The following is a 26,496-nucleotide window of genomic DNA, read 5'->3' as shown; positions in this document are numbered from 1 at the left end:
TAGACCGAATGCAAGAGGCCCGTGGCAGTACCGCGGGCCTCTTGCGTTTCGGACTTCAACCAATCCGGATGAGGGCCTTGATCAGTCCGGATTTCTCTCTTGCCCAGCGCGGTAGATCCGTTGCGAGATCTGTGAGGGTCGTCCGATGCGTGATCAGCTGGTCGATCGGCACGAGGCCATCCGCGATTGACTTGCGGACGTGATCGAAATCGACGCGGGTCGCGTTGCGGCTGCCGATCAGGGTCATCTCGCGCTTGTGGAATTCCGGGTCGGAGAAGGTGATGTCCTCCTTCACGACGCTGACGAGGACGAGGCTGCCGCCATGGGCGACAAAGCGGAAGGCGCGTTCCATCGAGGGGCGATAGCCGGTGGCGTCGAAGACGACATCGAAGCCGTCTCCTCTGGTCAATTCGGCAACAGCCGCTTCCAGATGATTGTCCGCGATGAGACCCGAAGTGAAGCCGAGGCGGTCCGCTGCCATGGAGAGGCGCTCGCTGCTGGTGTCGAGCAGGGTCACGTCATGTCCGGCAATGCGGGCGAAGATCGCCGTGCCAAGCCCGATCGGGCCGGCGCCGATCACCAGGGCCCTCGAACCCGAAGGTGTCAACGAGCGGCGGACCGCATGGGCGCCTATGGCCAGAAATTCGACGGTGGCGGCAGCTTCTGGCGAAAGATCGTCGGCGGGATACAGGTTGACGGCGGGGACCGTGATTTCCTCGCACATTGCCCCATCGGTATGCACGCCGAGCACGCGAATATTCGTGCAGCAGTTGGGCTTGTCCTTGCGGCAGGCGATGCAGGTGCCGCAGGCGATATAGGGATTGACGATGACCTTTGTGCCGAGGCCCAAGTCTACGCCCTCACCCGCCTCCACGACGGTTGCCGAGATCTCGTGGCCCATGACGCGCGGATATTCGAGGAAGGGGTGCTTGCCTTCGAAGATATGATAGTCGGTACCGCAGATGCCCACATGGCTGATGGCGATACGGGCCTCGCCGGATTTCGGGCTCGGTGCCGGATCGCGATCGACGATCTCAAGACGGCCTGGTTCGACACACAATGCGGCCTTCATGCTTATTCCTTTCGGCTGCCCGGTTCGAAGAAAAAAAAGGGGATGCCATTCGCGGCACCCCCACCTTGGGAAATTCTCAGCGGCTGCCGCGGCGGCGCAGCTGGTCGAAATAGACGATCAGGATGATCAGGGCGCCGGTGATAATGCGCTGCCAGAAGGAGTTGACGTTCATCAGGTTGGCGCCGTTGTTGATCGTCGCCAGAATGAAGGCGCCGAGCAGCGGACCCTGGACCGAGCCGACCGCGCCGAAGAGGCTGGTGCCGCCGATGACCGAGGAGGCGATTGCCTGCAGTTCCCAGCCTTCGGCCTGGGTGGCGTTACCTATCCCGATGCGCGAGGCGAGCAGGATGCCGACGAAGGCCGCACAGGTCGAGGACAGGATATAGGCCATGTAGATCGTGCGGTTGACGTTGACGCCGGAGAGGCGGGCCGCTTCGCTGTTCGAACCGACCGCGAAGAGATAGCGGCCCCAGCGGCTCAGGTGCAGGAAGATATAGGCCGGCACCGCGACCACAATGACCATCCAGAAGAGGCTGGGTACACCGAGGAAGTCGGCGCGCGCGAAGTTGGTGAAAGCCTCGTTCGAGATCGAGATGGTCGAGCCATTAGTGATCAGGAGGCCGATGCCACGCAGCGAGGTGAGGGTTGCGAGCGTGATGATAAAGGCGGGAAGACCCATGCGTACGATGCCGAAGGCGTGGAAGCTGCCGATTGCCACGCCCATCAGGAGGGTGAGGATGATCGCCAGCCAGACCGGCAGGCCTGCGGCCAGCAGCCAGGCCAGAATGACGCTGGCAAAACCGACGACTGCGCCGACCGAGAGATCGATGCCGGCGGTGATGATGACGAAGGTCTGACCGACGGCGAGAATTGCCGTCATCGAGCCCTGACGCAGCAAATTGCTGATGTTGTTGGGCGTCCAGAAGCTGTTGGTGGCAAAGCCAAGGAGCAGCCACAGGAAGAGCAGGAGGCCGAGCAGCGTGAGGCTGAAGAGGATGCTCATGCCCCTCTTCGGTGCGACCTTGGTCTCGGTGGTGTCGGTGCTCATCTTTGTCCTCCCAGTCGTCTTTTCATATCGGTGTTTGCGGGGATCTCGTCTCAGACGCCGATCGCCTCGGTCAGCACGTCTTCATGCGATGCGGTTCGATAGTCATGGCTCGCCACCAGTTTCCCCTGACGGAAGACATGCAGTCGGTCGGCCAGTTCGTAGACCTCGGGCAGATAGGACGAGATCAGGATGATGCCTGCACCCTGCTTCAGCAGTTCTGCGAAGAGGCGATAGATTTCCGCCTTCGTGCCGACGTCGACGCCGACGGTCGGTTCATCGAAAATGAAGAGGCGGGCGCCGTGGCTCAGCCACTTGCCGATCACGATCTTCTGCTGGTTGCCGCCGGACATGGCCGAGGCAAGCACCGCACGGGTGGGGGTCTTGATCTTCAGGTCGTTGATCTGCTTGTCGGCATTGCCGGCTTCCAGTTTCGGGCTGATGGTCAGCCCCCGGCTCAGACGTCCGAAAACCGGCAGGTTGATGTTGAGGCCTATCGGCAGGTTGAGGCAGAGGCCCTGGTCACGGCGGCTTTCGGGTGCCAAGGCGATGCCGAGATCCATGGCCTTGCGCTCGGTGTCTATGACGACCTTCTTGCCGTCCCAGAAGATTTCGCCGGCGGTCAGTTTGTGACGGCCATAGAGGCCGAGTGCAAATTCGCTGCGGCCGGCGCCGATGAGGCCGTAGAGGCCGACGATTTCGCCCGAGCGGACCGAAAGCGAGACATCCGAGAAGCCCGGACCGGAAAGTCCCTTCGCTTCGAGGATGGTGGCACCGATCGGCAGCTTTTCCTTGTGGTAGATCTGCTCGATCGAGCGGTTGATCATCAGCGAAATGAGTTCAGCGTCATTGGTCTCGCCGATCAGGCGGGTGCCGACATGGGTGCCGTCGCGCAGGACCGAGACGCGGTCCGCGAGTTCGAAGACCTCTTCCATGCGGTGGCTGATATAGACGATCGTCACACCTTCCGACTGCAGGCGGCGGATGAGGCGGAAGAGCTGGGCGGATTCCTGGCGGGTCAGATAGGCCGTCGGTTCGTCGAAGATTATAAAACGGATACCGCGCATGGCGGCTTTGGCGGTGGCGATCAGCTGCTGTTGACCGATCGTCAGGTTGCCGAGGATTTCGCCGGCGGGCAGATTGAAGCCGAGATCGTCGAGCACATTCTGCGCAGCCGTGGTCATGGCACGCTTTCGCATGATGCCGCCGGAGGACATCTCGTCGCCGAGGAACATGTTGGCGGCGACCGAGAGATGCGAGCAGAGAACGACTTCCTGATGCACCGCATTGATGCCGCGCTGGATCGCCTCGTTCGGGGTCGCGAGCGCGACCGGCTTGCCGCACCAACGGATCTCGCCCGACGTGCGCGGAATGACGCCGGTCAGGAGCTTGATGAGGGTGGATTTGCCAGCACCGTTTTCGCCGACAATGGCGTGGATTTCACCGGCAAGAAAGGTGACTGTCGCGGGCTTCAAAGCCTCGACGGCCCCATACTTCTTCTGCAATCCGACGAGCTCGAGGATTGGCGTTCCCGGCGGGATATGGTCGGTTTCCAGCAGTTCCGGCTGGTCGTCGTGCCGGTGGCTCAGATCGTGCAGCGAAGTCATGTCATTCCTCCCGTAGAGCAGGGAAAGCGGCCGGCGCCTCCCGCGCCCGCCCTTTCCGGTTCGGCACGCGCGACATGGGCCGCGCGTGCCGAAATCTCGATCAGTTGACCTTCGGGTTCAGAAGGGCATCCATTTTCGGCTCGGTCATGTTGGCCTGAGTGACGAGGTTTGCACCGGTATCGACGAAGGTTTCGACCTTCTCGCCCTTGGAAACTGCGAGCGCGGTCTTCACGCCGTCATAGCCCATGCGGTACGGATCCTGGACGACGAGGCCGGCGAGAACGCCTTCCTTGAGGAAGCCGACGGTCTTTTCATCGCTATCGAAGCCGATGACCTTGATCTTGTCGCCGAGCTTGTTTTCAGCGATCGCCTGGCCGACGCCCTGCGCCATGATCAGGTTCGAGGCGAAGACGCCAACGATGTTCGGGTTGGCGGTGATCAGGTCGGTCATCATGTTGAGGCCGGTCGTCGCCTGACCATCGGCAAAGCGGTCGACCACCACGGTGATGCCCGGATACTTCGTCTTCATCTGGTCGAGGAAGCCTTCGCGGCGCTGGTCGAGCGAACCGACGCCCGGCAGGCTGGTGATGATGGCGACTTCGCCCTCTTCCTTGCCCGTCGCTTCCTTGATGGCGGCTGCGAGGCCGTCAGCGGCGATGCGGCCACCCTGGACATTGTCGGTGGTGAGGAACGATGTGAAGGCCTGGGAGTCCGCGCCGGAGTCGATACCGATGATCGGAACAGACTTGGCGGCTTCGTCGATCGGCTTGCCGAGGGCCTTGAACTCGGTCGGCGAGATGACGACAGCTGCGGGGCTTCCAGCAACGGCGTTCTCAAGAATGCTGATCTGGCCGTTGATGTCGGATTCGGACTGAGCGCCGAGTTCAGGCACGTTGACGCCGAGGTCCTTGCCGGCCTGGCGGGCGCCGGCGAGCACGATCTGCCAGTAGAAGGACGTGGTGTCCTTGACGATGATCGGAATGGTCACGTCCTGTGCAAAGGACGTGGCCGGCATCATCGACGTCATCATTGCAGCGCCGGCGATCCCCATCAGGGCGCGGCGAGTCATGCTCTTCAGAATGGTCATTTGGGTTCTCCTCTCAACGCGTCCTGTTCCTCCGGTGAGATCGTGCCGCAGTACGCAACCAGAACGATCTTTATCGATAAAAAACATTTTATCGAGGCACGCTACTCCAGCATTCTGGAGATTGCAAGCTGGCAAAAGCGGTCTCCTCCAAACCTCTTTCGCCCTCATTTCCAGGGCATTCCGAGCCTTCTCAGACGCGGTGAACCTCTTCCGGATAGACGACACCCTTCTTCAGGATGACGTTGCCGTAGATCCGTAATTCCGTGGTGGCTACGATGTAGGCCGCTGTCTGTGCACGCTCATAAAAGGCGAAGCGTTCAAGGCTTTCCAGCTGGACGTCGCCGGCCAGTTTCGTGATCACCGACTGGAATTCGGCGCAGATCTCCGGGACCGCATGCGGGTCACCGACCACCTGCATGCGCCAGGCCGCATCCTCGACGAACTGGTCGAGCGGCATGTGGGCGAGGATCGCTTCCAGAATCTCGACGGCACCGACGCCATCTGCCCGGATCACCGGCGGTCCCATGGTGGAGGCAGGGAAGTTGCCATCGGCGATGACGATCTCGTCGCCATGGCCCATGGTGGCGATGGCATGCAGCAGATCGGGTCCGAGCAGGGGGTGGATGCCCTTCAGCATGATACGCCCCCTATTCCCGCACTGGCGCGTCGCCGAGCGGCGGGGCGACCAGTGTGTGAGCGTCGAACGGCGCGAAGGCGGAGGCAGGCAGTTCTTCTGATGTCAGCGCCATGTTGCGATCGAGGCTTTCCGGCTTTGCCGTGCCGATGATGACGGAGGCGACGGCCGGATGGTGCAGCGGGAACTGCATTGCAAACTGGGCGAGAGGCTTGCCGGCTTGTTTCGCCAGGTCTTCCATGGCGCGCACCTTGGCGAGCACCTCGTCGGTCGCGGGGGTATAGTCGAAATGCGCGCCTGGAACGGCACCTGTCGCCAGGATACCGGAATTGAACACGCCGCCGGCGGTGATCGAGGTGCCGCGCTTTTCGCAGAGCGGTAGCAGTTCCTCGACGGCAGAGCGGTCGAGCAGCGAATAGCGGCCGGCCATCAGGATGACGTCGATATTGATGTCAGCCATCATCTCCAGGCAGGCGGGGACTTCATTGACGCCGAGGCCGAAGGCCTTGATCGCGCCAGAGGATTTCAGCTGGTCGAGCGCCTTGTAGCCGCCGTCGCGCAACTGCTTCACATAGCGATCGTTGACCTCGCGGCCATGGGTATAGACGCCGATATCGTGGACATAGAGGATGTCGATGCGATTGAGACCGAGGCGGGCGTAGCTGAAATCGACCGAGCGCATGATGCCGTCATAGCTGTAGTCGTAAACCAGCTTGAAGGGCAGCGGATCGACAAAGCCGACATTCGGGATCTGGTCCTTCGGCACGGGCGCCAGCAGACGGCCAACCTTGGTCGAGAGCACATAGCTGTCCTCCGGCTTGTCGCGCAGGAAGTCGCCGACATAACGCTCGGCCTGGCCAAAGCCGTAATGGGGCGCCGTATCGAAATAGCGGATGCCGTGATCCCAGGCGGCCTGCAGGGTAGCGATGCCGACATCGCGGGGGCAGGGGCGATAGAGGCCGCCGAGTGGGGCCGTGCCGAATGAGTATTCGGTCACTTCGAGGGCGGTCTTTCCGATGCGTCTCGTCTTCATGCTGGTATCCAGTGTCCTGTTGTCGACGTCAGAGCGTGGCGCCGAGGTGCCACGGCACGAATTCGTTGTCGCCGTAACCGAAGAGTTCGCTCTTGGTCTTCTGGCCGGAGGCGGTCTCGATGATCAGGTCGAAGATGTCGCGGCCGAGGCCCGAGACGCTGGCGTCACCCGTGGCGATGACGCCGCAGTCGATGTCCATGTCCTCTTCCATCGACTTGTAGAGTGCTGTGTTGCTCGTCAGCTTGATCGACGGCACGGGGCGCGAGCCGAAGCAGGAGCCACGGCCGGTGGTGAAGGCAATCACATTTGCGCCGCCTGCCACCTGGCCGGTCGCCGAAACCGGGTCGTAGCCGGGTGTGTCCATGAAGACGAGGCCGTGTTCGGTGACGCGTTCCGCGTAATTGTAGACGGCGGTCAGCGGCGAGCGTCCGCCCTTGGCCACGGCGCCGAGGGATTTCTCGAGAATGGTGGTCAGGCCACCTTTCTTGTTGCCGGGCGAGGGATTGTTGTCGAGGGATGCGCCATGCTGGGCGACATAGGCCTCCCACCAGGAGATCAGGCCGTCGAGCTTGATAGCGACGTCCTCGTTGACGGCGCGGCTGCGCAGGAGGTGTTCGGCGCCATAGATTTCCGAGGTCTCGGAGAGGATCGCTGTGCCGCCGGCTCCTGCCAGAATATCGACGGCAACGCCGAGCGCCGGATTGGCGGTGATGCCGGACAGGCCATCGGAGCCACCGCATTGTAGGCCAACGATGATTTCGCTGACGGAGATCGGCTCGCGGCGCATGGTGCCGACTTCGGCTGCGATCTCTTTGAGGATCGAAAGCGCGTTCTCCACCGCGCGGCGGGATCCGCCTGCATCCTGGATGTTGAAGTGACGTTTCGAAGCACCTGCTCCGCTTTGGCCGTAAAGCGTCAGTTGGTTCACTTCGCAGCCTAGGCCGACCATCAGTACGCCGCCGAAATTCACATGTCTTGTGTAGCCGGCTATCGTTCTGTGCAGCGTGCGCATGCCGTCGCCGGTTGAGCTCATGCCGCAGCCCTGGTCGTGGACGATCGGCACGAAGCCGTCGATGCCCTCGTAATGCGGCAGGATGGTGCGGTTCGCGGCATCCGCGATCGCCCGACAGACGGTGGTGGAACAGTTCACGCTGGCGATGATACCGATGTAGTTGCGGGTTGCAGCGCGTCCGTCGGCACGTCGATAGCCCATGAAGGTGCGGCCCTTGTCGGCAGCCGTCGCCGTTTCGGGCTGGGCAAGGCCGCTCACCGAGAGGCGATCTTCATCGAAGGCGAGATTGTGGGAATGGACGTGGTCGCCGGCTGCAATGTCCGTCGTGGCGCGACCGATCGCCTGGGCATATTTGACGACCGGCTCGCCCTTGTGGATGGCTCGAACCGCCACCTTGTGGCCAGGATCAATCTTCGCCGCTGCCGGCGCGCCGCCCGGCAGGACATGCCCGGCTTCGATCGCAACAGTGGTCACGGCAACATTATCGTCCTGCGACAGCAGGATGCAGGCTGGTTTTGACACCCGATGTTTCTCCCATGCGTCCGGCAGTACCGGATCCTGTGTTTTGTCTTTTATCGGCAATAGACAGTTGGTCGTCAATGGGTATGATATCGATAAAGAACAATTTGCTTTGATCGGGAGCGGGAGGTTTAGACCAAGACCACGCGGAGGCAGGGCCACCGCAATCGGTGGTTTCCGTTGCGCGAAGCCACGTCTTGCGCCATGAGGCAAAAGATCGTCACGTGTGCATCATTTCAACCTAGGCAGAGCCATGGCCAAGCAGAACACCGTCTTCAAGGACGCCTACAACCGCACGCTGAAGCTGATCGAGGAAACGGACACACTTCCCTCGGAGCCGGAGCTTTGCGGGCTGCTCAGCGTTAGCCGGACCACAGTGCGGGCCGTTCTGACGCGGCTCGGCGAAGTCGGGCTGGTTGCCTGGGACAAGCGATCCAAGACGGTGCTGCGTCGGCCGGGGCAGGGCGACTATTTCCCGGACGAAGAAACCAACTCTCTGTCGGAAATCATCGAGCGTAGCTTCATGCGCCGGATCCTGGCCGGCGGTGCGCAGCCGGGCATGCAGATCAACGAGCTGGAGCTCGCTCGTGAAATCGGCATTGGAACGACCAGCGTGCGGGAATTCCTCATTCGCTTCAGTCGCTTCGGACTGATCGAGAAACGGCCGAACAGCCATTGGGTGCTGAAGGGCTTCACCCGTGAGTTTGCGCTCGAACTCACCGAAGTCCGCGAGATGTTCGAACTGCGCTCTGCGGCCGCTTTCGTCCATCTGGCGGCGGATCATCCGGCCTGGGCCGAGCTAAAGGCCGTCGAGGCACAGCATCATGCGTTGTTGGCCGATATCGACAATCGCTACACGGAGTTTTCGGAGCTCGACGAGCGGTTCCACCTGCTCGTCCAGAAGGCATCGAGCAACCGCTTCATCATCGATTTCTACGACATTATCGCGATCGTCTTCCACTATCACTACCAGTGGAACAAGACGAATGCGCGGGCGCGCAACCAGCGAGCGCTGGAAGAGCACCTCGACTATATCGGCGCGCTTTTTTCTCGCGATGCGGCGGCGATCGAGAAGGCCTGCCGGCAGCACCTGAAATCGGCGCGCGAAACATTGCTGCAATCCATCCAGGAGCCCGCCTGAGCCATGACGACGCCGATCCTGCAATTCGGCACGAGCCGATTTCTCCAGGCGCATGCCGATCTCTTTGTCAGCGAAGCGATGAAGACGGGAAGGGCGCTGGGACCGATCACCGTCGTGCAGACGAGCGGCGATGCCTCCCGGGCCGGGCGGATCGGGGCCTTGTCGGCGCCCGAAGGGTTTCCGGTCATCATCAGGGGGCTGGAAGACGGAAAGCCCGTGGAGCGGGAGTTGCGCGTGCGATCGGTCAGTCGGTCGCTGTCCACCGCGGCCAATTGGGAGGAGGTCACCCGGATCTTCGTCGAAGAGGCGCGTGTCATTCTCAGCAATACCGGAGACAAGGGTTATGCGCTGGTTGACGGGGACACGGTCGACGGTGTTCCGCGTTCTTTTCCGATGAAGCTCCTGGCATTGCTGCATGCGCGTTTCCGCAGCGGCGGGATGCCGGTGACCATCTTGCCCTGTGAGCTGATCTCGCGAAACGGCGAGGTTCTTCGGCGACTGATCGTTGATCTCGCAAGCAGGCATATTCCCGACGCGCTGTTCGTTTCCTGGCTGACGGACCGTGTCATCTGGGGAAACACGCTGGTTGACCGCATCGTCTCCGAGCCGATCGAGCCTGCGGGTGCGATTGCGGAGCCCTATGCGATCTGGGCGATCGAGCGCCAGCCTGGACTGACCCTTCCCTGCGAGCATCCTTGCATCAAGCTCGTCGACGAACTGACGCTGTATGAGAGGCTGAAGCTGCATATTCTCAATCTCGGCCATACCGTGCTTGCCGATAGCTGGCAGGGGCAAGGCCGGCCGCAGACGGAATGCGTCAAGGATATCCTGGCCGATCCCGCGATCCGTGCTGAACTGGAGGAGATTTACCGCGAGGAAGTCGTGCCCGGTTTCCGCTTGCATGGTCTGGGCGCGGAGGCCGAGGCCTATGTCGCGACCACGCTCGAGCGTTTTCTCAATCCCTATCTGGACCACAGATTGTGCGATATCGCCGGCAACCACGCAGAAAAGATCGTCCGCCGCATCATCGGTTTCAAGGACTGGTGCCCTTACGTCGCCATGCCGAAGCTTTCGGCGATTGCCGCTCGATAACGGCATAGCTGCTCAGGCCGGCGGCGCGCCTTTCGAGCGCATGCGTCGACGGAAGGCGGTCGGCTTTTCGACAAAACGCTGGCTGAAGGCCTCGTAGAAGCGAGAGACCGATCCGAAGCCGCTTTCGAAGGCGACATCGGTGATCGACAGATCGGTCGAGATCAGCAGGGACTGGGCAGTGTCGAGGCGATGGCGCACGATCGCCTGGTTGATCGTGTGGCCCACGGCGCGCTTGAAGATCGACATGGCGTAGTTCGGGTGAAGGCCCACCGCATTGCCCACGTCATCTGCGGAGATGTTTTCGAGCGCATGTTCGGCAATGAAGCGCAGCATGCGTTCAATGTGTTCGACGCGTTCGCTGTCGTTGGCGCTGAAGCTCGCGATCGCCGAGCCTTCTTCGCGCAGATCGCGCCAGCCGTCCCGTTCGATCCTGAGGACGCGTGCCGTCAGTTCGTTGCGCACAATCTCGGTCAGGTTCTCGTCGCCGGCCAGAAGTTCCTCGCGCCAGCGCTGAAAGATATCACGGTCCCAGGACCGGATCTCAAGCGCTTCGATCATCGCGCCGCGAAAGACGGCATCTCGGAACCGGCTCAGATTGGCCAGGCCAAGGAAGACCGACATCGGCACGTAAAGGCAGACGAAGCGGGTGCCCTCCTGTCTGTCGATCACCTGATGCGGGATCATGCCCCAGAACAGGCAAAGGCGTCCCTCGTCCACCGTCAATTCACGGCCATCGAACCAGTAGGTCATATGGCCCGATAGAACGAAGTTGAGTTCGATCTGGCTGTGCATGTGCGGGCCTGCCATCCGCTGGACCGTCAGATTTTCGCCAGCACAAAACCGGTGGTCGCCGAAGATGACCAGCGGGTGCCGTGGGTCGTGATCCGGATGAACCGGAACTGATTCGTCCTCTAGAAGCGGCTTCACATGTTCCAAATCTTAGGATCCCGGAAAAGTTCGATGAAAACTCGGTAGATTATTACGGGTTTGAGCCCGATGATCAAGCAGAGCTGGGAAGTCCGCTCCGGTGGGATCCGGGGCCAGAGCTCCGCAATGCCATGCATAACGGTCATAGGGAGGAAAACATGACCCTTTTCAAAAGCCTGAGCGCATTCGCTCTGGGTGCTGCCCTTCTGTCGTCCACCGCTTTTGCCGGTGAGATCATTCTCAATTCCGACCACTCTGATCCGGCGCCGAAAAAGGCGATGGAAGAGCTGATCGCCGATTTCCAGAAGGCTAACCCAGACATCACGGTCAAGTGGAACAACTTCGACCACGAAGGCTACAAGTCCGCCATCCGCAATTTCTTGACCGCTGACGCGCCCGATGTTGCCGCATGGTATGCTGGCAACCGCATGGAGCCCTTCGTCAAGGCCGGCCTGTTCGAAGACGTTTCCGACGTCTGGGAAGCCAATGGCCTGAACGAGCAGCTGAAGTCCGCTTCCGCTTCGATGACCATCGATGGCAAGAAGTGGGGCGTGCCCTACACCTATTACCAGTGGGGCATCTACTACCGTAAGGACATCTTCGCCGAACAGGGCATCGAGCCGCCGAAGAACTGGGCCGAATTCCTGGCCGCCTGCGAAAAGCTGAAGACGGCCGGCATCACACCGATCACCATTGGCACCAAGGCGCTCTGGCCGACCGGCGGCTGGTTCGACTATCTCAACCTGCGCGTCAACGGCTACGAGTTCCACATGGAACTGACCTCGGGCAAAGTCCCCTACACCGATCCGCGCGTGAAGGCCGTGTTCGAGAAGTGGGGCGAGCTGGTCAATGCCGGCTACTTCAACGAAAACCATGCCGCGATCGACTGGCAGGATGCCATTCCGCAAATGGTTCAGGGCAAGGCTGCGATGTATCTGATGGGCAACTTCGCGGTTGCCACGATGAAGGATGGCGGCCTGACGGAAGACCAGATCGGCTTCATGCAGTTCCCGGAAATCACGGCTGGCATTCCGATGTCGGAAGAGGCCCCGACCGACACGTTCCACATCCCGTCGGGCGCGAAGAACAAGGAAGACGCGAAGAAGTTCCTCGCCTACCTCGCTTCGCCGGAAGCGCAGACCAAGATGAACGCGACGCTCGGCCAGCTGCCGGTGAACAACCAGGCCGAGAAGCCGGCGGACCCGTTCCTCAATGCCGGTTTCGAGATGCTGTCGAATGCTTACGCGCTCGCACAGTTCTATGACCGCGATGCCAATGCCGAAATGGCAAAGGCCGGCATGGAAGGCTTCCAGGAGTTCATGGTCAAGCCTGAGCGTCTGGACGCCATCCTGGAGCGTCTCGAAAAGGTTCGGGCCCGCGTTCACAAGTAAGCCATAGAGCTCCCTGCGCCGGGTGCTGTGGGTCTCCCTGGGGCCCATGGCATCCGGTTGCCGTTTCCCTTGACCTTCAGAGGTGCCGCCATGAGCAACACCGTTCCTTCGTCGTCCGGCTTCTGGAAGCGAAACCAGCAAAAATACGCGCCGTTCCTGTTCCTGGCGCCCGGCATGCTGATGTTCCTGATCTACGTGCTCGTCCCGATCTTCGAGTCGATCTGGATCAGCTTTCACGACTGGGACGGTCTCGGCGCCATGACCTGGATTGGCTTCGGCAACTATGCCGAGCTCATGGATGATGATTCCTTTTACACGTCGCTCTACAACAACGTGATTTGGCTGGTGCTCTATCTCCTGTCGATCCCGGCGGGCTTGGCCGTTGCGCTCTTCCTCAACCAGACGGTCACCGGCATCCGGCTCTACAAGTCGCTGTTCTTCTTTCCCTTCGTGATCAGCCAGGTCGTCGTCGGTCTGATGTTCACGTGGTTTTACGCGCCGGATTTCGGCCTGTTCGCGAAGCTCACGGAAGTGCTGTTTGGCAGCCAGATCGCTGTGCTCGCCGATGAGCGCTACGTCACCTACGGCATCATCGTCGCAGGCCTTTGGCCGCAGACGGCCTATTGCATGATCCTTTATCTGACCGGTCTCAACAACATCAATCCGGAACAGGTGGAAGCCGCGCGCATGGACGGCGCCAAGGGTCTGAAGCTGCTCTGGTACGTGATCCTGCCGCAGCTGGCTCCGGCCACCTTCATTGCCATGGTCGTGACCGTCATCGGCTCGCTGCGTTCCTTCGACCTTGTCTCCATCATGACGGCCGGCGGACCCTACGGGTCGAGCCAGGTGCTCTCCTACTTCATGTATGAGCAGGCACTCTCCGAATACGGCTTCCGCATGGGTTACGGCGCTTCGATCGCGGTCGTGCTGTTCCTCATCATGATGGTCTTCATCTCGCTCTTCATCGTCCGCATGCTCGCCCAGGAAAGGAACGCCTGATGTTCCCCACTCCGATCCAGAAGGCCTCGCCCTTTGCGCAGACGGCCTACAAGATCCTGCTGCCGGTGGCGCTTTTCCTCTGGCTCCTGCCGCTGATCGGCGTTGCCATCACGTCAGTGCGCCCCGCGGGTGACTTGGCCGCCGGGAACTATTTCGGCATCCCCTCCGGCTTTGCCGGCTTCGCGAACTATTCGGCCGTCTTCAACAACTCGCCGATCGGCTATTACATACTGAACTCGTTCAAGGTGACGATCCCGACGGTGATCGGCGCCGTAGCACTCTCCTGCCTCACCGGCTTTGCGCTTGCGGTCTACAAGTTCAAGGGCAATCTCGTCCTGTTCTTCATGTTCGTCGCTGGCAACTTCATCCCGTTCCAGATCCTGATGGTGCCGGTGCGTGACATGACGCTGCGTGCCGGTCTCTACGACACGACGATGGGCCTCGTGCTCTTCCATGTCGCCTTCCAGACCGGCTTCTGCACGCTGTTCATGCGCAATTTCATCAAGGGCCTGCCCTTTGCGCTGATCGAATCGGCCCGCGTCGAGGGCGTCTCGGAATGGCGGATCTTCCGCTATATCGTGCTGCCGCTGATGCGCCCGGCGATTGCAGCGCTGTCCGTGCTGATCTTCACCTTCGTCTGGAACGACTACTTCTGGGCGACGGTTCTCGTGCAGGGTCAGCATGCCATGCCGGTTACCGCCGGGCTCTATTCGCTGAACGGCCAGTGGGTGGCCGCCTGGCATCTCGTCTCCGCCGGCTCGATCGTCGCGGCCTTGCCGCCGGTCGCCATGTTCTTCCTGATGCAGCGCCACTTCATCGCTGGCCTCACACTCGGAGCGACCAAGGGATGAGTGAAATAATCATCATCGATTCGGGCCAGCTGTCGCTGAGCTTGCGCCTGCCGGACCTCGGCATGCCGGAGATCCTGTCCTTCGGGGCGGAGCCTGTCGAACCCGATTCCTTGTTCGCGATCGAACGGTCAAGCCGCGTCAACGGCATGGACGTGGCGGTACCCTCGTCCGTTCTCCTGCCGACAGGCGGCATGGGCTTCTTCGGCTGGCCGGCGATTGCAGGTCATCGTGGGGGGCGTGACTTCGTCGCACAGTTCGGCGGCTGGACTGTTAGCCGAGATGGCAATCGCACGGTGCTGACCGGTATCGATGCCGTCGCGAATCTATCGCTTGCCATCACGCTGACGGCGCATACCTCCGGCCTCATTTCGATGGCGACGAAGCTGACCAATCGCGGCGACACGGACTATCAGCTCGATCGCTGCATGGCCGGCACCTTCCTTGCACCGGCAGGTGACCTGCAGGTGATGAGCTTTACCGGCATCTGGGGGCGTGAGTTCCAGACGCGGCGCGAGCTGCTCGGCAATGGCACCTGGATCCAGGAAAATCGTCGTGGGCGTACGTCCCATGATCGCTTTCCGATGCTGTTCATCGAAAGCGAGACCCAGATCTTCGGCGTCACGCTTGGCTTCAGCGGCAACCACCAGATGGTCATCGACCGCACCGATGACGGACGGCGCCTCGTACATCTCGGTGAGCTGTTCGAGCCGGGTGAGATGACCCTCGCTCCGGGCGAAAGCTATGAAAGCCCGCTTGCCTATGCAGGCGCCGATACGGAAGACTTCCATGCCTTCGTGCGCGAAGAACTGACCACTTGGCCGGGCGGCCAAATGAGCCCGCGCCCGGTGACGCTCAACACCTGGGAAGGCAATTACTTCGATCACCAGATGGACTCGCTCAAAGCCCAGGCGACAGCGGCTGCCGAACTCGGCATCGAGCGCTTCGTGCTCGACGACGGCTGGTTCGGCAAGCGCGACAACGACACAACGAGCCTTGGCGACTGGGATATCGATGCCCGCAAATATCCCGACGGCTTGAAGCCGCTGGTGGACCATGTCACAGGCCTTGGTATGCAGTTCGGCATTTGGTTCGAGCCTGAGATGGTGAACCCGGTTTCCGAACTGTACAAGGCGCATCCCGACTGGGCGCTGACGGTCGAGGGTCGTCCGATCCTCGAATCGCGCACCCAGCTGGTGCTGGATCTGACCCGCCCCGAAGTCTCCGACTATCTCTTCAGCAAGATCGATGCGGTGCTCTCCAACCACGCCGTTTCCTACATCAAGTGGGACATGAACCGCGATCTGACGCATGCCGCGGGTCGCGACGGCAAAGCGAAGACTGCTGCCCAGACCCGTGCCGTCTATGCGCTGATGGACCGCGTTCGTGCCGCTCATCCCAATGTCGAAATCGAAAGCTGCGCCTCCGGGGGCGGGCGTATCGATTATGGTGCGTTGAAGCGCACCCATCGCGTCTGGACGTCCGATTGCACGGATGCGCTGGAGCGGCTGGAAATCCAGCGCGGCGCTTCGGTCTTCGTGCCGCCGGAAATTCTCGGCAGCCATATCTCGGCCTCACCGAACCACCAGACGGGCCGTCGGCATACACTCGCCTTCCGGGCGCTGGTGGCGCTTGCCTATCATCTCGGTGTCGAGCTCAATCCGCTGGAACTGGCGGAGGAGGAGCGCGCCGAGCTGAAGGTCTATATCGAGACCTACAAGCGACTGCGTGACCTCTTCCATGCGCCGGGCGCCAGTTTCCGCATGGAGCCGCTGGACGGTCGCTATGTCTGGGGTGCGGCTTCGGCCGAGAAAATCGTGGTGATCGTCGCTCAGGGGCCGCAGATGGTGGGCGAACAGCCAGCACCTCTGCGCCTGCCCGATGAGATCACCCAGTTCGGTGGCCAGTGGCGGATCAAGACCGTGCTGCCGGCAGAACCGCAATTCATCCGTATCTCCGAGGGCCAGAAAGCGCTGCTTTCCGGCGGTGTCAGTTTCGCGCTTTCCAGTGCCGGTCTTGCCGGACTGCCGCTGCCGATGCTGATGCCCGAAAGTGCACTTCTCCTCGAACTCGAATCGATCAAGGGAGGCAAGACCCATGGCTGACGTGAGCCTGCGTGACGTCAAGAAACAGTTCGGCGCACTCAGCGTCATCAAGGGTGTGGATCTCGACGTCAAGGACGGCGAGTTCTGCGTCTTCGTCGGCCCTTCCGGCTGCGGCAAGTCCACGCTTTTGCGCATGATTGCGGGCCTCGAGGAGATCACCTCCGGTTCGCTTGCGATCGGTGGCCAGGACATGACCAGCATCGGCCCGTCCGAGCGTGGCGTTGCCATGGTCTTCCAGTCCTATGCGCTTTATCCGCACATGACCGTCGAGGAAAACATCGGTTTCGGCCTGAAGATGACCGGCCATTCCAAGGCCCTGATCGCCGAGCGCACCGCCGTTGCCGCCAAGATGCTACAGCTTGAGCCGCTTTTGCAGCGCAAGCCCGGCCAGCTTTCGGGCGGCCAGCGCCAGCGCGTGGCCATCGGCCGCGCCATCGTCCGCAATCCGGAAGTCTTCCTGTTCGACGAACCGCTGTCGAACCTCGATGCAGCACTGCGCGTCCAGATGCGCACGGAGCTTTCCAAGCTGCACCAGGATCTGAAGGCAACGATGATCTACGTGACTCACGACCAGGTCGAGGCCATGACGATGGCCGACAAGATCGTCGTCCTGTCTGCCGGCAAGATCGAGCAGGTCGGCTCGCCGCTCGAACTCTACCACCGCCCGAACAATCTCTTCGTTGCCGGCTTCATCGGCTCGCCGAAGATGAATTTCCTGAAGGTTCAGGCTTCGGCTGCCGACGGTGTTGCCGTGGTGCGTCTGCCCGGGGCGGAGATCTCGATCCCGACGCATGGGGCGGGCGTGCCGGCTGGGGAGCTGACCTTCGGCCTGCGTCCCGAGCATATCGACGCAACCGGCAAGGGCGATGTCGTCATCGACGCGACCGTCAAGCTCGCCGAATATCTCGGTTCGGAGACGCTGTTCTTCGTCACGCTTGCCGACGGCTCGGAGCTTGCGGTGAAGGCCGATGGTCTGGCCAGCGAAAAGCCCGGCCAGACGCTGCGCCTCGGCATCAATGCCAAGGCCTGCCATCTGTTCGACAAGGACGGCAAGGCCGTCATCAATGGGGATCTGACACGATAATGCTGGGCGTCTGCTACTATCCGGAACACTGGGACGAAAGCCGGTGGCGAACCGACGCGCGCCGGATGCGCGAACTCGGCATTTCCTTCGTGCGCATCGGTGAATTCGCCTGGTCTCGTCTGGAGCCCTCGCGCGGCAATTTCACCTTCGATTGGCTCGACCGGGCAATCGACGTGTTGCATGAAGCGGGACTTAAGGTCGTGCTCGGCACGCCGACCGCGACTCCGCCCAAGTGGCTCGTGGACGAATGCCCCGATATCATTCCCTATGACGAACAGGGCCGCCCGCGCGGCTTCGGCTCGCGTCGTCACTATACCTTTTCATCGGAGACCTGGTGGAAGGAGAGCGCGCGCATCGTCGAGATCGTCGCCAAGCGCTATGGCGAGCACCCCGGTATCGTCGGCTGGCAGACGGACAATGAGTATGGCTGTCACGATACGACGGTTTCCTGGGGTCCTGAAGATCTGAAGAGCTTCAAGCGCTGGCTTCGCCTGCGCTACCAGTCGACCGATCAGCTCAACGAGGCCTGGGGTTCGGTCTTCTGGTCGATGGAGCTCACAAGCTTCGACGACGTCGCTCTGCCGAACCTCACTGTGACCGAGCCGAACCCGGCGACGCGCCTCGACTTCTGGCGTTTCCATTCCGACCAGGTCGCGGCTTACGACAAGATGCAGTGCGAGATCATCCGCAAGCATTCGTCCGGTCGCTGGATCACCCATAACTTCATGGGCTTCGTCTCTGATTTCGACCACTTCAAGGTCGGCGACAATCTCGATCTCGCCTCCTGGGACAGTTATCCGATTGGCTTCGTCGAGAAGTTCCCCTTCACCGAAGAAGAGCGCAATCGCTGGGCCGAGACCTCGCATCCCGATATCGCGCCTTATCACCACGATCTCTACCGCGCCGTCGGCAAGGGTCGCTTCTGGGTGATGGAGCAGCAGCCGGGTCCGGTGAACTGGGCGCCGTGGAACCCCGTGCCGAAGCCGGGCATGGTGCGGCTGTGGACGTGGGAGGCGCTCGCGCATGGGGCTGATGTCGTCAGTTACTTCCGTTGGCGTCAGGCGCCCTTCGCGCAGGAACAGATGCATGCGGGCCTGAACCTTCCCGGCCTCGACGAGTGGTCGCCGGGCGGCAAGGAAGCCATGCAGGTCTCTGACGAGCTGGCTGCGCTCGGCGCGCTTCCCGAAACGAGCCAGGCACCTGTCGCGCTGGTCTTCGACTATCAGAGCTACTGGTCGACGATGATCCAGCCGCAGGGCAAGGATTTCCGCTACGAGGAACTCTGCTTCCGCTGGTACGAGGCCCTGCGTCATCTCGGCCTCAACGTCGATTTCGTCCGTCCGGGCGTCTCGCTCGAGGGCTATCCGCTCGTTGTCGTGCCCTGCATGACGGAAGTCACTGAAGCGGCACGCGCCGAGCTTGAAAAGGCTGGGGGTGTCCTAGTGATCGGTGCGCGCACGGGTTCGCGCGACCGCAATTTCCGCATTCCGGAAAACCTGCCGCCGGGTCCGCTGGGCGCACTCACGGGCAATCGCGTCATTCAGGTTTCCTCGATGCGCCCCGGGCTCTCGGATCGCGTTTCTGGCAAAGTGTCGGGTCATGCGATCCGTTGGCGGGAATATGTCGAGACATCGGCTTCGGTGCTCGCCACCTTCGACAATGGTGATCCGGCGCTCACCGAAAAAGACAATGTGCTCTATCTTGCCTGCTGGGCGGATGCAGGGCTGCTGGCCGAGGTGTTGGAACTGGCGACGAAGAAGGCCGGTGTTGCCACGCTGCCGGTGCCGGACTTCATTCGTATCCGCCGTCGCGGCGATCTGGTCTTTGCCTTCAACTACGGAACAGAAGACTGGACGCTCCCTGAAGGTGCCGTTCCCGTACTGGGTGAGAGGGTCCTGAGACCGCAGGCGCTCGCCGCCTGGCGTGCCTGATTTCGACATGTTCGAGGGCCGGCGTCACGCCGGCCCTGTTCATTTGCTGGTACCGTTTTCCGGAACCCATCCATGGCTCACCGGTTTGACCCTCGACATCAGCAACGAGGAGATGACCCATGGCCGACTATCCCACGCCGCCCTTTCCACAGAAAAAGGTTCCGATGCCGGGCCGGACCGCCGACATGAATCCGCGGCCCGATCATGGCGAAGAAAGCTATAAGGGTTCGGGCAAGCTCGAAGGGCTGAATGCGATCATCACCGGTGGAGACAGCGGGATCGGTCGGGCGGTGGCAATCGCCTATGCACGCGAAGGTGCCGACGTGCTGATCTCCTATATCGAGGAAGACGAGGACGCCAAGGACACCGCGCGCTGGGTTGAAAAGGCTGGGCGCAAGGCCGTGCTGGTCCGAGGCGACATTCAGAGCGCTGATCATTGCCGAGAGATTGTCGACATAGCGGTTCGTGAACTCGGCGGCGTCGACATTCTCGTCAACAACGCCGCCCACCAGGCGACTTTTGACGACATCACCGAAATCCCGGATGAGGAGTGGGAGCTGACCTTCCGCGTCAATATCCACGCCATGTTCTATCTGACCAAGGCGGCCGTGCCGCATATGAAAAACGGCGGTTCGATCATCAACACGGCCTCGATCAATTCCGTCAGTCCCAGCCCGCATCTTCTCGCCTATGCGACCACCAAGGGCGCGATCCAGAACTTTACCGCTGGGCTTGCGCAGATGCTGGCGGAAAAGAGCATCCGGGCCAATGCTGTGGCACCCGGTCCGATCTGGACGCCGCTCATTCCCTCAACGATGCCGGAGGACAAGGTGAAGAACTTCGGCAAACAGGTGCCGATGCAGCGCCCCGGGCAACCGGCCGAATTGCAGACGGCCTATGTCATGCTCGCCGATCCGCTCTCCAGCTATGTGTCCGGCGCGACGATCGCCGTCACAGGCGGCAAGCCCATCATCTAAGTCGGTCTTGCCTTTGGCGCGCGGCGTGGCAAGTTGCGCGCCATGAACAAAGTGATCCTGATCGTTCTCGACGGGCTGCGTTACGACGCGGCCCGTACCTGTCTCGGCTATATGGAAGGGCTCGTGGCTGCGGGGCGCGCCGATGTGCGCAAGCTGACCTGCGAGCTGCCGGCCATGTCGCGGCCGCTCTATGAGACCTTGCTGACGGGGCGAAAGCCCGTGGACCATGGCGTGGTCAGCAATGGCGTGGTGCGCCGTTCCATGGGGGACAATCTCTTCGCGCGAGTCAGGGCACAGGGTGGCGTGACGGCAGCCGCCGCCTATCACTGGGTTTCGGAGCTCTATGTCTCCTGCCCGTTCGACCGGTACTGCGACCGGATTCTCGTTGATGGGACCGGCGATATCACCCATGGCATTTTCTACTGGGACGATGCCTATCCCGACAGCCATCTCTTCGCCGACGCCGAATGGCTTATCCGGTCCATGGCGCCCGACTTTCTTCTGCTGCACCCGATGAATGTCGATGATGCTGGCCACAAGCATGGTGGCGACAGCATCGGTTATCGCAACGCGGCCCGGACGCAGGGTGATCTGCTTGCACGGCATGTGCCTGATTGGGTCGAGGCCGGCTACACGGTGATCGTCACCGCCGATCATGGGATGGGTGATGACGGCAATCATGCGGGGCCGACGCCCCAGGAGACCGAAGTGCCGTTTTACACGGTCGGATTCCGACTCGGTTCCGATGCCCCGATCAAGCAAACCGAGATTGCGGGGCTTGTCTGCCGGCTTATGGAGATCGATCCCGGCGCCATGCCGGATTTCGACGGTGCCATCGAACGCCTCTGAGACAATCTGCGCCTGATCCGGTCTGGCTGCCTGCCGTAATGGGTAGCACAGACCTGCAGGAGATCCAGATGTCCGACTTTTCCGGAATGACGTCCCTCAATCCCGGCTACCGTGCGCTCGTGCTTGGGGCGAGTGGAGGTATCGGCGGCGCCTTTGCGGCTGCGATCAAGGCCGATCCGAATTGCGGCAGCGTGGTCGAACTCTCCCGCAGCGTTGACGGGTTCGACATCACGGATGATGCGTCTGTCGGTGCTGCGGCCGCGAAGCTTTCGGAAGCGGGCCTGAAATTCGATCTCATCCTCTGCGCCACCGGCGCGCTCGTGATCGATGGCAATGGCCCGGAAAAGACGATCAAGGCGATCCAGGGCGATGTGATGGCGGCGCAGTTCGCCCTGAACGCGATCGGCCCGGCTCTGGCGCTGAAGCATTTCGCACCGCTCCTTTCCAACGAGGGCAAGAGCGTCTTCGCCACGCTCTCGGCGCGGGTCGGGTCGATCGGCGACAACAAGCTTGGCGGCTGGATCTCCTACCGCTCGGCCAAAGCGGCTCTAAACCAGATCACCCGCACCTCGGCGATCGAGATCGCTCGTCTGCGACCGAAGAGTGTGGTGGTGGCGCTGCATCCGGGTTCGGTGGATACTGGCTTCTCGGGCGGCTTCTCCAAGGCACATGACAAGATCCAGCCGGGCGAGAGCGTCGCCATGATGCTGTCGGTGCTGGATCAGCTTGAACCGTCGCAGACGGGCGGCTTCTTTGCCTATGACGGCCAGCCGATCGAATGGTGAAGGCGTCGCGTATCCATCTCGTTCTCGGGGATCAGCTCAGTCACTCCCTGTCAGCGCTCGCCGATGTCGAACCTGAAAACTCGCTGGTGCTCATGGCGGAAGTCATGAGCGAGGCGACTTATGTGAAGCATCACAAGAAGAAGATCGCCTTTCTCTTTTCCGCCATGCGGCACTTTGCCGAGGACTTGAGAGAGAAGGGGCTTACCGTCCGTTACGTCACCCTGGACGATCCCGAAAACACGCAGAGCCTGAAAGGCGAGCTTGTCCGCGCTCTAGCCGAGATCGGCGCAACCTCCGTCGTCGTGACGGAATGCGGGGAGTGGCGTCTGGCGGACGAGATGTGGGGCTGGGAAGCCGCTCTCGGTGTGCCGGTCGAGATCCGCGAGGATGATCGCTTTCTCTGTTCGATCGAAGACTTCCGGGAATGGCGCAAGGGCCGCAAACAGTTGCGCATGGAGTATTTCTATCGCGACATGCGCCGGCGTCACCGCGTGCTGCTGGAAGGCGAGGAGCCCGTCGGCGGCAAATGGAACTTCGATGCCGAGAACCGCAAGCCACCGGCAGAGGGGCTGAAGGGGCCAAATCGGATCAGCCACCGAAAGGATGCGATCACGAAGTCCGTGCTGGCTCTGGTCGAAGAGCGCTTCGCCGGCCACATGGGCTCGCTCGACAGTTTCCATTTTGCCGTGACCGCTGATCAGGCGGAGATGGAGCTTCAGCAGTTCATCGACGAGATCTTGCCCAATTTTGGCGACTATCAGGACGCGATGGTGAAAGGCGAGCCCTATCTCTATCACTCGCTTGTTTCCTCCTACATCAATGCCGGCCTACTCATGCCGATCGACGTCATCCGCCGGGCGGAGGCCGCCTGGTTCGAGGGTCGCGCACCGCTCAATGCCGTCGAGGGTTTTATCCGGCAGATCCTCGGCTGGCGCGAATATGTCCGCGGTATTTACTGGACAGAGATGCCCGAATATGCGGCGCTCAACCATCTTGTCGCCACCCGTCCGTTGCCGCAGATGTACTGGACGGCGAAGACCGACATGGCCTGCATGAAGGGTGCGGTCGGCGATACGATCGAACACGCCTATTCGCATCATATCCAGCGGCTGATGGTGACGGGCAACTTCGCGATGCTGGCCGGGATCAATCCTGCAGAAGTCTGCGAATGGTATCTTGCCGTCTATTCCGATGCCTACGAATGGGTCGAATTGCCGAATACGCTCGGCATGGCGCTTTATGGCGACGGCGGGATCATGGCGAGCAAGCCCTATGCGGCGAGCGGCAAATATATCGACCGGATGAGCAATTTCTGCGGCGGCTGTCGTTACGATCCGAAGCTGACGACGGGCCCAAAGGCCTGTCCGTTTAACGCGCTCTACTGGGACTTCCTCGATCGCAATACGGAGAAGCTGGCGCGCAATCCGCGGCTTTCCAACATGTATGCGACCTGGCGGCGGATGGATCCTTTCAAGCAGGACGCCATTCGCAAGCATGCCGCCCAGGTGCTTGAGACGCTCAATACGATCTGAGCGGTGTTACCGTTCAGATCGCCGGGCTCGGCTCTTCCTTGAGCAGGCCGCTGGTGCGCAGAAGTGAGGTGAATCGGCCACCGAGAGCGCTCAGCTCGTCGTAATTGCCCTTTTCGATGACCCGACCGTGATCGAGGAAGATGACCAGGTCGGCTTCGCGAATGGTTGAGAGGCGGTGGGCGATGATGAAGGTGGTGCGGTTCTTTCTGAGCCGATCGATCGCCTGCTTGACCCGGGCTTCGGTCTCCACGTCAAGCGCACTGGTCGCTTCGTCGAGGACGAGGATCGGCGCGTTCTTCAGGATTGCGCGGGCGATGGCAATGCGCTGGCGCTCGCCACCCGACAGCCGGTTGCCGCGCTCGCCGACATGGGTGTCGAAGCCGATCATGCGGCTTTCAATGAAGTCGGTCGCTGCTGCGGCTTCGGCCGCCTGAATGATTTCCTCCTCGGTCGCGTCTTCGCGTCCCAGGCGGATATTCTCCTTGATCGAGCGGTTCAGGAGGCCCGCATCCTGAAAGACGGTTGCGATCGCATGGCGCAACGACTTGCGGGTCACCTTGGCGATGTCCTGGCCGTCGATCAGGATTTGGCCCGACTGCGGATCGTAGACCCGCTGCAACAGATTGATAAGCGTGGTTTTCCCGGCGCCCGTTGGTCCGACGATCGCGACCGTCTGGCCGGCACGGACGTGGAAGGAAATGTCGCGTACGCCTTGCGTGGTCGAGGCAAAGTCAAAGCATACATCGCGGAACTCGACATCACCCTTGACCGGCTTCAGATCGGCGGCTCCGGCGCGCTCTTCCCGTTCCTGGACGGCGTCTTCCAGCTTGTAGAAGTCCTCTAACTTCGAGCGTGCCTCGAAGATCTGGTTGATGAAGGTGATCATCTGGTCGAGGCGGGCAATCAGCAGACCGGCAAAACCGGTAAAGGCAATGATGTCGCCGACCTTCAATTCGCCTCGCTGGACCAGAAGCGTGCCGATCACGAGTATGACCAGCATCGAGAGTGTCGAGGCGATACGGTTCAGGGCGCCCGCCAGCGCCCACCAGTCGAGAACCGGGTACTGGGCGGAGAGCAGCTTCGTCGTGTATTCCTTGAGCGCCCGGGTTTCGGCCTCGATGCGGTTGTAGCTGTGCAGGACCGAGACGTTGCTGATCGAGTCGCTCACATGGGAGAAGACCGTGTGATAATGGCCTTCCACCGAGGCCTGGCCTTCCTTGGTCCTGTTCATCACGGTCTTGCCGATGATGACATAGAGAACAGCGAGGATGATCAGGATCGATGTGAGCCGCACGTCCATCGAGAAGGCCGTCGGAATCAACAGGGCGAGGGCGACGGCGGTCGCCAGATGCGTGCGCATGAATTCCAGCCAAAGCCCGAACAGCGTCTCACCTGCGCGCAACAAAGTATGCAGGGCATTCGACGTGCCGCGCGTGTGGTGCCAGCTGAGCGGCATGGAAATGATCTTGCCGAATGATTCGGTCAGCAGATCGGCGCGGCGGCCATGCGCCAGTCGATCGGCCTGGCGGGCGACAAGCACATAGGCGACCGTGTTGAATACACCGAAGCAGCCCCAGGCGATCAGGATTCCAGTGGCGTCGCGCTTTTCCGAGATCGCATCGATGATGCGACCGAAAAGAATGGGCTCCAGGATCGTAATGACAGCGAGAACGACGTTCGCGGCGACGACGAGGGAAACTCGCAACTTGTAACTTGCAAGGTATTTCAGGGCTTTGAAATAGACTTGGAGCAGGGACAACTGGGTTTACCTTTGTCTGATGTCGCGAAACTCGCCGAATTTTCCGCTCGCGCAGTCCGCCAGCCAGAAAGGATGCCTAATGCGACAGCCATGCTGCCGCAAGATCCCACCGACGCCAGACAGCGCTTGATGGTCGGTCGAAGCTAGAATTCCGCACGCCGCCATAGGTTTCCAATAACCCATTTTGACGGTAAACGTTCAAATTGCTTCGCGTGGCCGAAAAAGCCGTCGCTCGTGGCTTTTTAATGGTAATTTTAGACGCGCATTTTGGAGAGACTTTGTGAATATCAACCAATTGCTGCATTTCCTTGTCATCGTCGACGAATGCCGATCGGCAGCCGAGGTTGTTTCGGAGCTGGAGAAACTGGTTCGAGGCTATGGCTTCGAGTATTATGGGGTTGTTCGCCAGCCGAAGCCGGACGAGAACCCGATGAACCTCGTCCTCACCGGCCACTGGCCCGAAGGTTGGCCGCAGCTCTACATCGCCAAGAAATACGTCCTGATCGATCCGACGATCCGCTTTCTCGGACAGGCGCATGCCGGATTCCGCTGGCGCGACGCGCTGTACGCCTTCCGCGCCGATCCGCATCGCAAGCGGATGGAGCGCATGCTCGGAGACAGCATGCGTTTCGGGCTGATGGATGGCTACATTTTCCCCGTTCATGGACGCACAGGTCTGCTGGGCAACATGACGGTCGGCGGGCGTCCTGTTGATCTGTCGCCAACTGAGATCGCGCTGTTCGATGCTGTGGCGAAGAAGGCCTATTGGCGTCTGCTCGAGTTCAAGCATGCGAACGAAACGGAGGCTGCCAAGCCGATCGATACGCGGATGACGCGTCGCGAAATGGAAGTGCTGAACTACCTGGCAGATGGGCTGACGTCCAACGAGATCAGCAAGATCCTGAAAATTTCCAATCACACGGTCGACTGGTACATGAATGGTATTCAGGACAAACTAAATGCGAAAAATCGCCAGCATGTCGTGGCTTTGTCGTTTCGTCTCGGCCTGGTGACCTGAGACGGAGCGGAATCTTCTCGAGGTCGACCAAGGCAAATTGAACTTCCTA

General features: G+C 61.1%; 22 protein-coding genes. 13 read left to right on the top strand and 9 right to left on the bottom strand.

Annotation, left to right across the window (positions count from 1 at the left end):
• Positions 1–55 precede the first annotated feature (55 nt).
• The 7 genes from D4A92_RS05260 to D4A92_RS05230 form a co-directional block, all read right to left on the bottom strand.
• Complete coding sequence (locus tag D4A92_RS05260) at positions 56–1,072, bottom strand: zinc-binding alcohol dehydrogenase family protein (RefSeq protein WP_203018576.1); 1,017 nt, start codon at positions 1,070–1,072, stop codon at positions 56–58.
• A gap of 76 nt (positions 1,073–1,148) precedes the next feature.
• Entirely contained in the window at positions 1,149–2,120 is a 972-nt protein-coding gene (locus tag D4A92_RS05255; protein WP_054150306.1) for an ABC transporter permease, read from the bottom strand.
• A gap of 50 nt (positions 2,121–2,170) precedes the next feature.
• Complete coding sequence (locus D4A92_RS05250; protein WP_203018574.1) at positions 2,171–3,724, bottom strand: sugar ABC transporter ATP-binding protein; 1,554 nt, start codon at positions 3,722–3,724, stop codon at positions 2,171–2,173.
• A 100-nt stretch (positions 3,725–3,824) separates the two neighbouring features.
• Positions 3,825–4,811: an ABC transporter substrate-binding protein gene (locus tag D4A92_RS05245; protein WP_203018572.1), complete on the bottom strand. Its 987-nt coding sequence runs from the start codon at positions 4,809–4,811 to the stop codon at positions 3,825–3,827.
• Between the two features lie 190 nt (positions 4,812–5,001).
• Complete coding sequence (locus D4A92_RS05240; RefSeq protein ID WP_076396929.1) at positions 5,002–5,448, bottom strand: RbsD/FucU family protein; 447 nt, start codon at positions 5,446–5,448, stop codon at positions 5,002–5,004.
• Positions 5,449–5,458: 10 nt separating this feature from the next.
• Positions 5,459–6,478 carry an aldo/keto reductase gene (locus D4A92_RS05235; RefSeq protein WP_203018570.1) on the bottom strand — a complete coding sequence of 340 codons (1,020 nt, stop codon included), beginning with the start codon at positions 6,476–6,478 and terminating at the stop codon, positions 5,459–5,461.
• 28 nt (positions 6,479–6,506) lie between these two features.
• Positions 6,507–8,012: a UxaA family hydrolase gene (locus D4A92_RS05230; protein ID WP_203018568.1), complete on the bottom strand. Its 1,506-nt coding sequence runs from the start codon at positions 8,010–8,012 to the stop codon at positions 6,507–6,509.
• Between the two features lie 250 nt (positions 8,013–8,262).
• Between D4A92_RS05230 and D4A92_RS05225 the strand changes: the two genes are divergently transcribed.
• A complete protein-coding gene (locus D4A92_RS05225) occupies positions 8,263–9,150 on the top strand; it encodes a GntR family transcriptional regulator (RefSeq protein ID WP_203018566.1) in 888 nt (295 codons plus the stop codon).
• Positions 9,151–9,153: 3 nt separating this feature from the next.
• Entirely contained in the window at positions 9,154–10,242 is a 1,089-nt protein-coding gene (locus tag D4A92_RS05220) for a mannitol dehydrogenase family protein (protein WP_203018564.1), read from the top strand.
• A 12-nt stretch (positions 10,243–10,254) separates the two neighbouring features.
• On the opposite strand, the gene D4A92_RS05215 is transcribed toward D4A92_RS05220, so the two are convergent.
• Complete coding sequence (locus D4A92_RS05215; RefSeq protein ID WP_246754031.1) at positions 10,255–11,034, bottom strand: helix-turn-helix domain-containing protein; 780 nt, start codon at positions 11,032–11,034, stop codon at positions 10,255–10,257.
• A 293-nt stretch (positions 11,035–11,327) separates the two neighbouring features.
• On the opposite strand from D4A92_RS05215, the gene D4A92_RS05210 reads away from it, so the two are divergent.
• From D4A92_RS05210 to D4A92_RS05165, 10 genes are all read left to right on the top strand, one after another.
• Entirely contained in the window at positions 11,328–12,560 is a 1,233-nt protein-coding gene (locus D4A92_RS05210; protein WP_203018560.1) for an ABC transporter substrate-binding protein, read from the top strand.
• Positions 12,561–12,650: 90 nt separating this feature from the next.
• Complete coding sequence (locus D4A92_RS05205; protein WP_203018551.1) at positions 12,651–13,559, top strand: carbohydrate ABC transporter permease; 909 nt, start codon at positions 12,651–12,653, stop codon at positions 13,557–13,559.
• Entirely contained in the window at positions 13,559–14,410 is an 852-nt protein-coding gene (locus D4A92_RS05200) for a carbohydrate ABC transporter permease (RefSeq protein WP_203018549.1), read from the top strand. The genes D4A92_RS05205 and D4A92_RS05200 overlap by 1 nt, the downstream gene beginning before the upstream one ends.
• Positions 14,407–16,512, top strand: a complete 2,106-nt coding sequence (locus D4A92_RS05195; protein WP_203018547.1) for an alpha-galactosidase — start codon at positions 14,407–14,409, stop codon at positions 16,510–16,512. The genes D4A92_RS05200 and D4A92_RS05195 overlap by 4 nt, the downstream gene beginning before the upstream one ends.
• A complete protein-coding gene (locus tag D4A92_RS05190; RefSeq protein WP_203018545.1) occupies positions 16,505–17,596 on the top strand; it encodes an ABC transporter ATP-binding protein in 1,092 nt (363 codons plus the stop codon). The genes D4A92_RS05195 and D4A92_RS05190 overlap by 8 nt, the downstream gene beginning before the upstream one ends.
• Positions 17,596–19,527: a beta-galactosidase gene (locus D4A92_RS05185; protein ID WP_203018543.1), complete on the top strand. Its 1,932-nt coding sequence runs from the start codon at positions 17,596–17,598 to the stop codon at positions 19,525–19,527. The genes D4A92_RS05190 and D4A92_RS05185 overlap by 1 nt, the downstream gene beginning before the upstream one ends.
• Positions 19,528–19,646: 119 nt before the next feature.
• Positions 19,647–20,504 (top strand): SDR family oxidoreductase, encoded by an 858-nt coding sequence (locus tag D4A92_RS05180; RefSeq protein WP_203018542.1) that lies wholly within the window; start codon positions 19,647–19,649, stop codon positions 20,502–20,504.
• Positions 20,505–20,546: 42 nt separating this feature from the next.
• Entirely contained in the window at positions 20,547–21,353 is an 807-nt protein-coding gene (locus D4A92_RS05175; RefSeq protein WP_203018541.1) for an alkaline phosphatase family protein, read from the top strand.
• A 68-nt stretch (positions 21,354–21,421) separates the two neighbouring features.
• Positions 21,422–22,138: an SDR family oxidoreductase gene (locus D4A92_RS05170; protein ID WP_203018540.1), complete on the top strand. Its 717-nt coding sequence runs from the start codon at positions 21,422–21,424 to the stop codon at positions 22,136–22,138.
• Positions 22,132–23,670, top strand: coding sequence for a cryptochrome/photolyase family protein (locus tag D4A92_RS05165; protein ID WP_203018539.1), 1,539 nt, complete (start codon positions 22,132–22,134; stop codon positions 23,668–23,670). The genes D4A92_RS05170 and D4A92_RS05165 overlap by 7 nt, the downstream gene beginning before the upstream one ends.
• 13 nt (positions 23,671–23,683) lie before the next feature.
• Here the strand turns inward: D4A92_RS05165 and D4A92_RS05160 are convergent, their stop codons facing one another.
• Positions 23,684–25,429 (bottom strand): glucan ABC transporter ATP-binding protein/ permease, encoded by a 1,746-nt coding sequence (locus D4A92_RS05160; protein WP_203018538.1) that lies wholly within the window; start codon positions 25,427–25,429, stop codon positions 23,684–23,686.
• A 280-nt stretch (positions 25,430–25,709) separates the two neighbouring features.
• On the opposite strand from D4A92_RS05160, the gene D4A92_RS05155 reads away from it, so the two are divergent.
• Positions 25,710–26,447, top strand: coding sequence for a LuxR family transcriptional regulator (locus D4A92_RS05155; protein WP_203019839.1), 738 nt, complete (start codon positions 25,710–25,712; stop codon positions 26,445–26,447).
• Positions 26,448–26,496 lie beyond the last annotated feature (49 nt).

The sequence above is a fragment of the Rhizobium rosettiformans genome (genome assembly GCF_016806065.1).
In the GTDB taxonomy this organism is placed as follows: domain Bacteria; phylum Pseudomonadota; class Alphaproteobacteria; order Rhizobiales; family Rhizobiaceae; genus Allorhizobium.
This window is presented reverse-complemented; position numbering and strand designations above follow the sequence as displayed.

Excerpts from the sequence above, each read along its gene's own strand:
- D4A92_RS05260 (WP_203018576.1), bottom strand. The coding sequence starts at position 1,072 with ATGAAGGCCGCATTGTGTGTCGAACCAGGCCGTCTTGAGATCGTCGAT.
- D4A92_RS05255 (WP_054150306.1), bottom strand. The coding sequence starts at position 2,120 with ATGAGCACCGACACCACCGAGACCAAGGTCGCACCGAAGAGGGGCATG.
- D4A92_RS05250 (WP_203018574.1), bottom strand. The coding sequence starts at position 3,724 with ATGACTTCGCTGCACGATCTGAGCCACCGGCACGACGACCAGCCGGAA.
- D4A92_RS05245 (WP_203018572.1), bottom strand. The coding sequence starts at position 4,811 with ATGACCATTCTGAAGAGCATGACTCGCCGCGCCCTGATGGGGATCGCC.
- D4A92_RS05240 (WP_076396929.1), bottom strand. The coding sequence starts at position 5,448 with ATGCTGAAGGGCATCCACCCCCTGCTCGGACCCGATCTGCTGCATGCC.
- D4A92_RS05235 (WP_203018570.1), bottom strand. The coding sequence starts at position 6,478 with ATGAAGACGAGACGCATCGGAAAGACCGCCCTCGAAGTGACCGAATAC.
- D4A92_RS05225 (WP_203018566.1), top strand. The coding sequence starts at position 8,263 with ATGGCCAAGCAGAACACCGTCTTCAAGGACGCCTACAACCGCACGCTG.
- D4A92_RS05220 (WP_203018564.1), top strand. The coding sequence starts at position 9,154 with ATGACGACGCCGATCCTGCAATTCGGCACGAGCCGATTTCTCCAGGCG.
- D4A92_RS05215 (WP_246754031.1), bottom strand. The coding sequence starts at position 11,034 with ATGCACAGCCAGATCGAACTCAACTTCGTTCTATCGGGCCATATGACC.
- D4A92_RS05210 (WP_203018560.1), top strand. The coding sequence starts at position 11,328 with ATGACCCTTTTCAAAAGCCTGAGCGCATTCGCTCTGGGTGCTGCCCTT.
- D4A92_RS05205 (WP_203018551.1), top strand. The coding sequence starts at position 12,651 with ATGAGCAACACCGTTCCTTCGTCGTCCGGCTTCTGGAAGCGAAACCAG.
- D4A92_RS05200 (WP_203018549.1), top strand. The coding sequence starts at position 13,559 with ATGTTCCCCACTCCGATCCAGAAGGCCTCGCCCTTTGCGCAGACGGCC.
- D4A92_RS05195 (WP_203018547.1), top strand. The coding sequence starts at position 14,407 with ATGAGTGAAATAATCATCATCGATTCGGGCCAGCTGTCGCTGAGCTTG.
- D4A92_RS05190 (WP_203018545.1), top strand. The coding sequence starts at position 16,505 with ATGGCTGACGTGAGCCTGCGTGACGTCAAGAAACAGTTCGGCGCACTC.
- D4A92_RS05185 (WP_203018543.1), top strand. The coding sequence starts at position 17,596 with ATGCTGGGCGTCTGCTACTATCCGGAACACTGGGACGAAAGCCGGTGG.
- D4A92_RS05180 (WP_203018542.1), top strand. The coding sequence starts at position 19,647 with ATGGCCGACTATCCCACGCCGCCCTTTCCACAGAAAAAGGTTCCGATG.
- D4A92_RS05175 (WP_203018541.1), top strand. The coding sequence starts at position 20,547 with ATGAACAAAGTGATCCTGATCGTTCTCGACGGGCTGCGTTACGACGCG.
- D4A92_RS05170 (WP_203018540.1), top strand. The coding sequence starts at position 21,422 with ATGTCCGACTTTTCCGGAATGACGTCCCTCAATCCCGGCTACCGTGCG.
- D4A92_RS05165 (WP_203018539.1), top strand. The coding sequence starts at position 22,132 with ATGGTGAAGGCGTCGCGTATCCATCTCGTTCTCGGGGATCAGCTCAGT.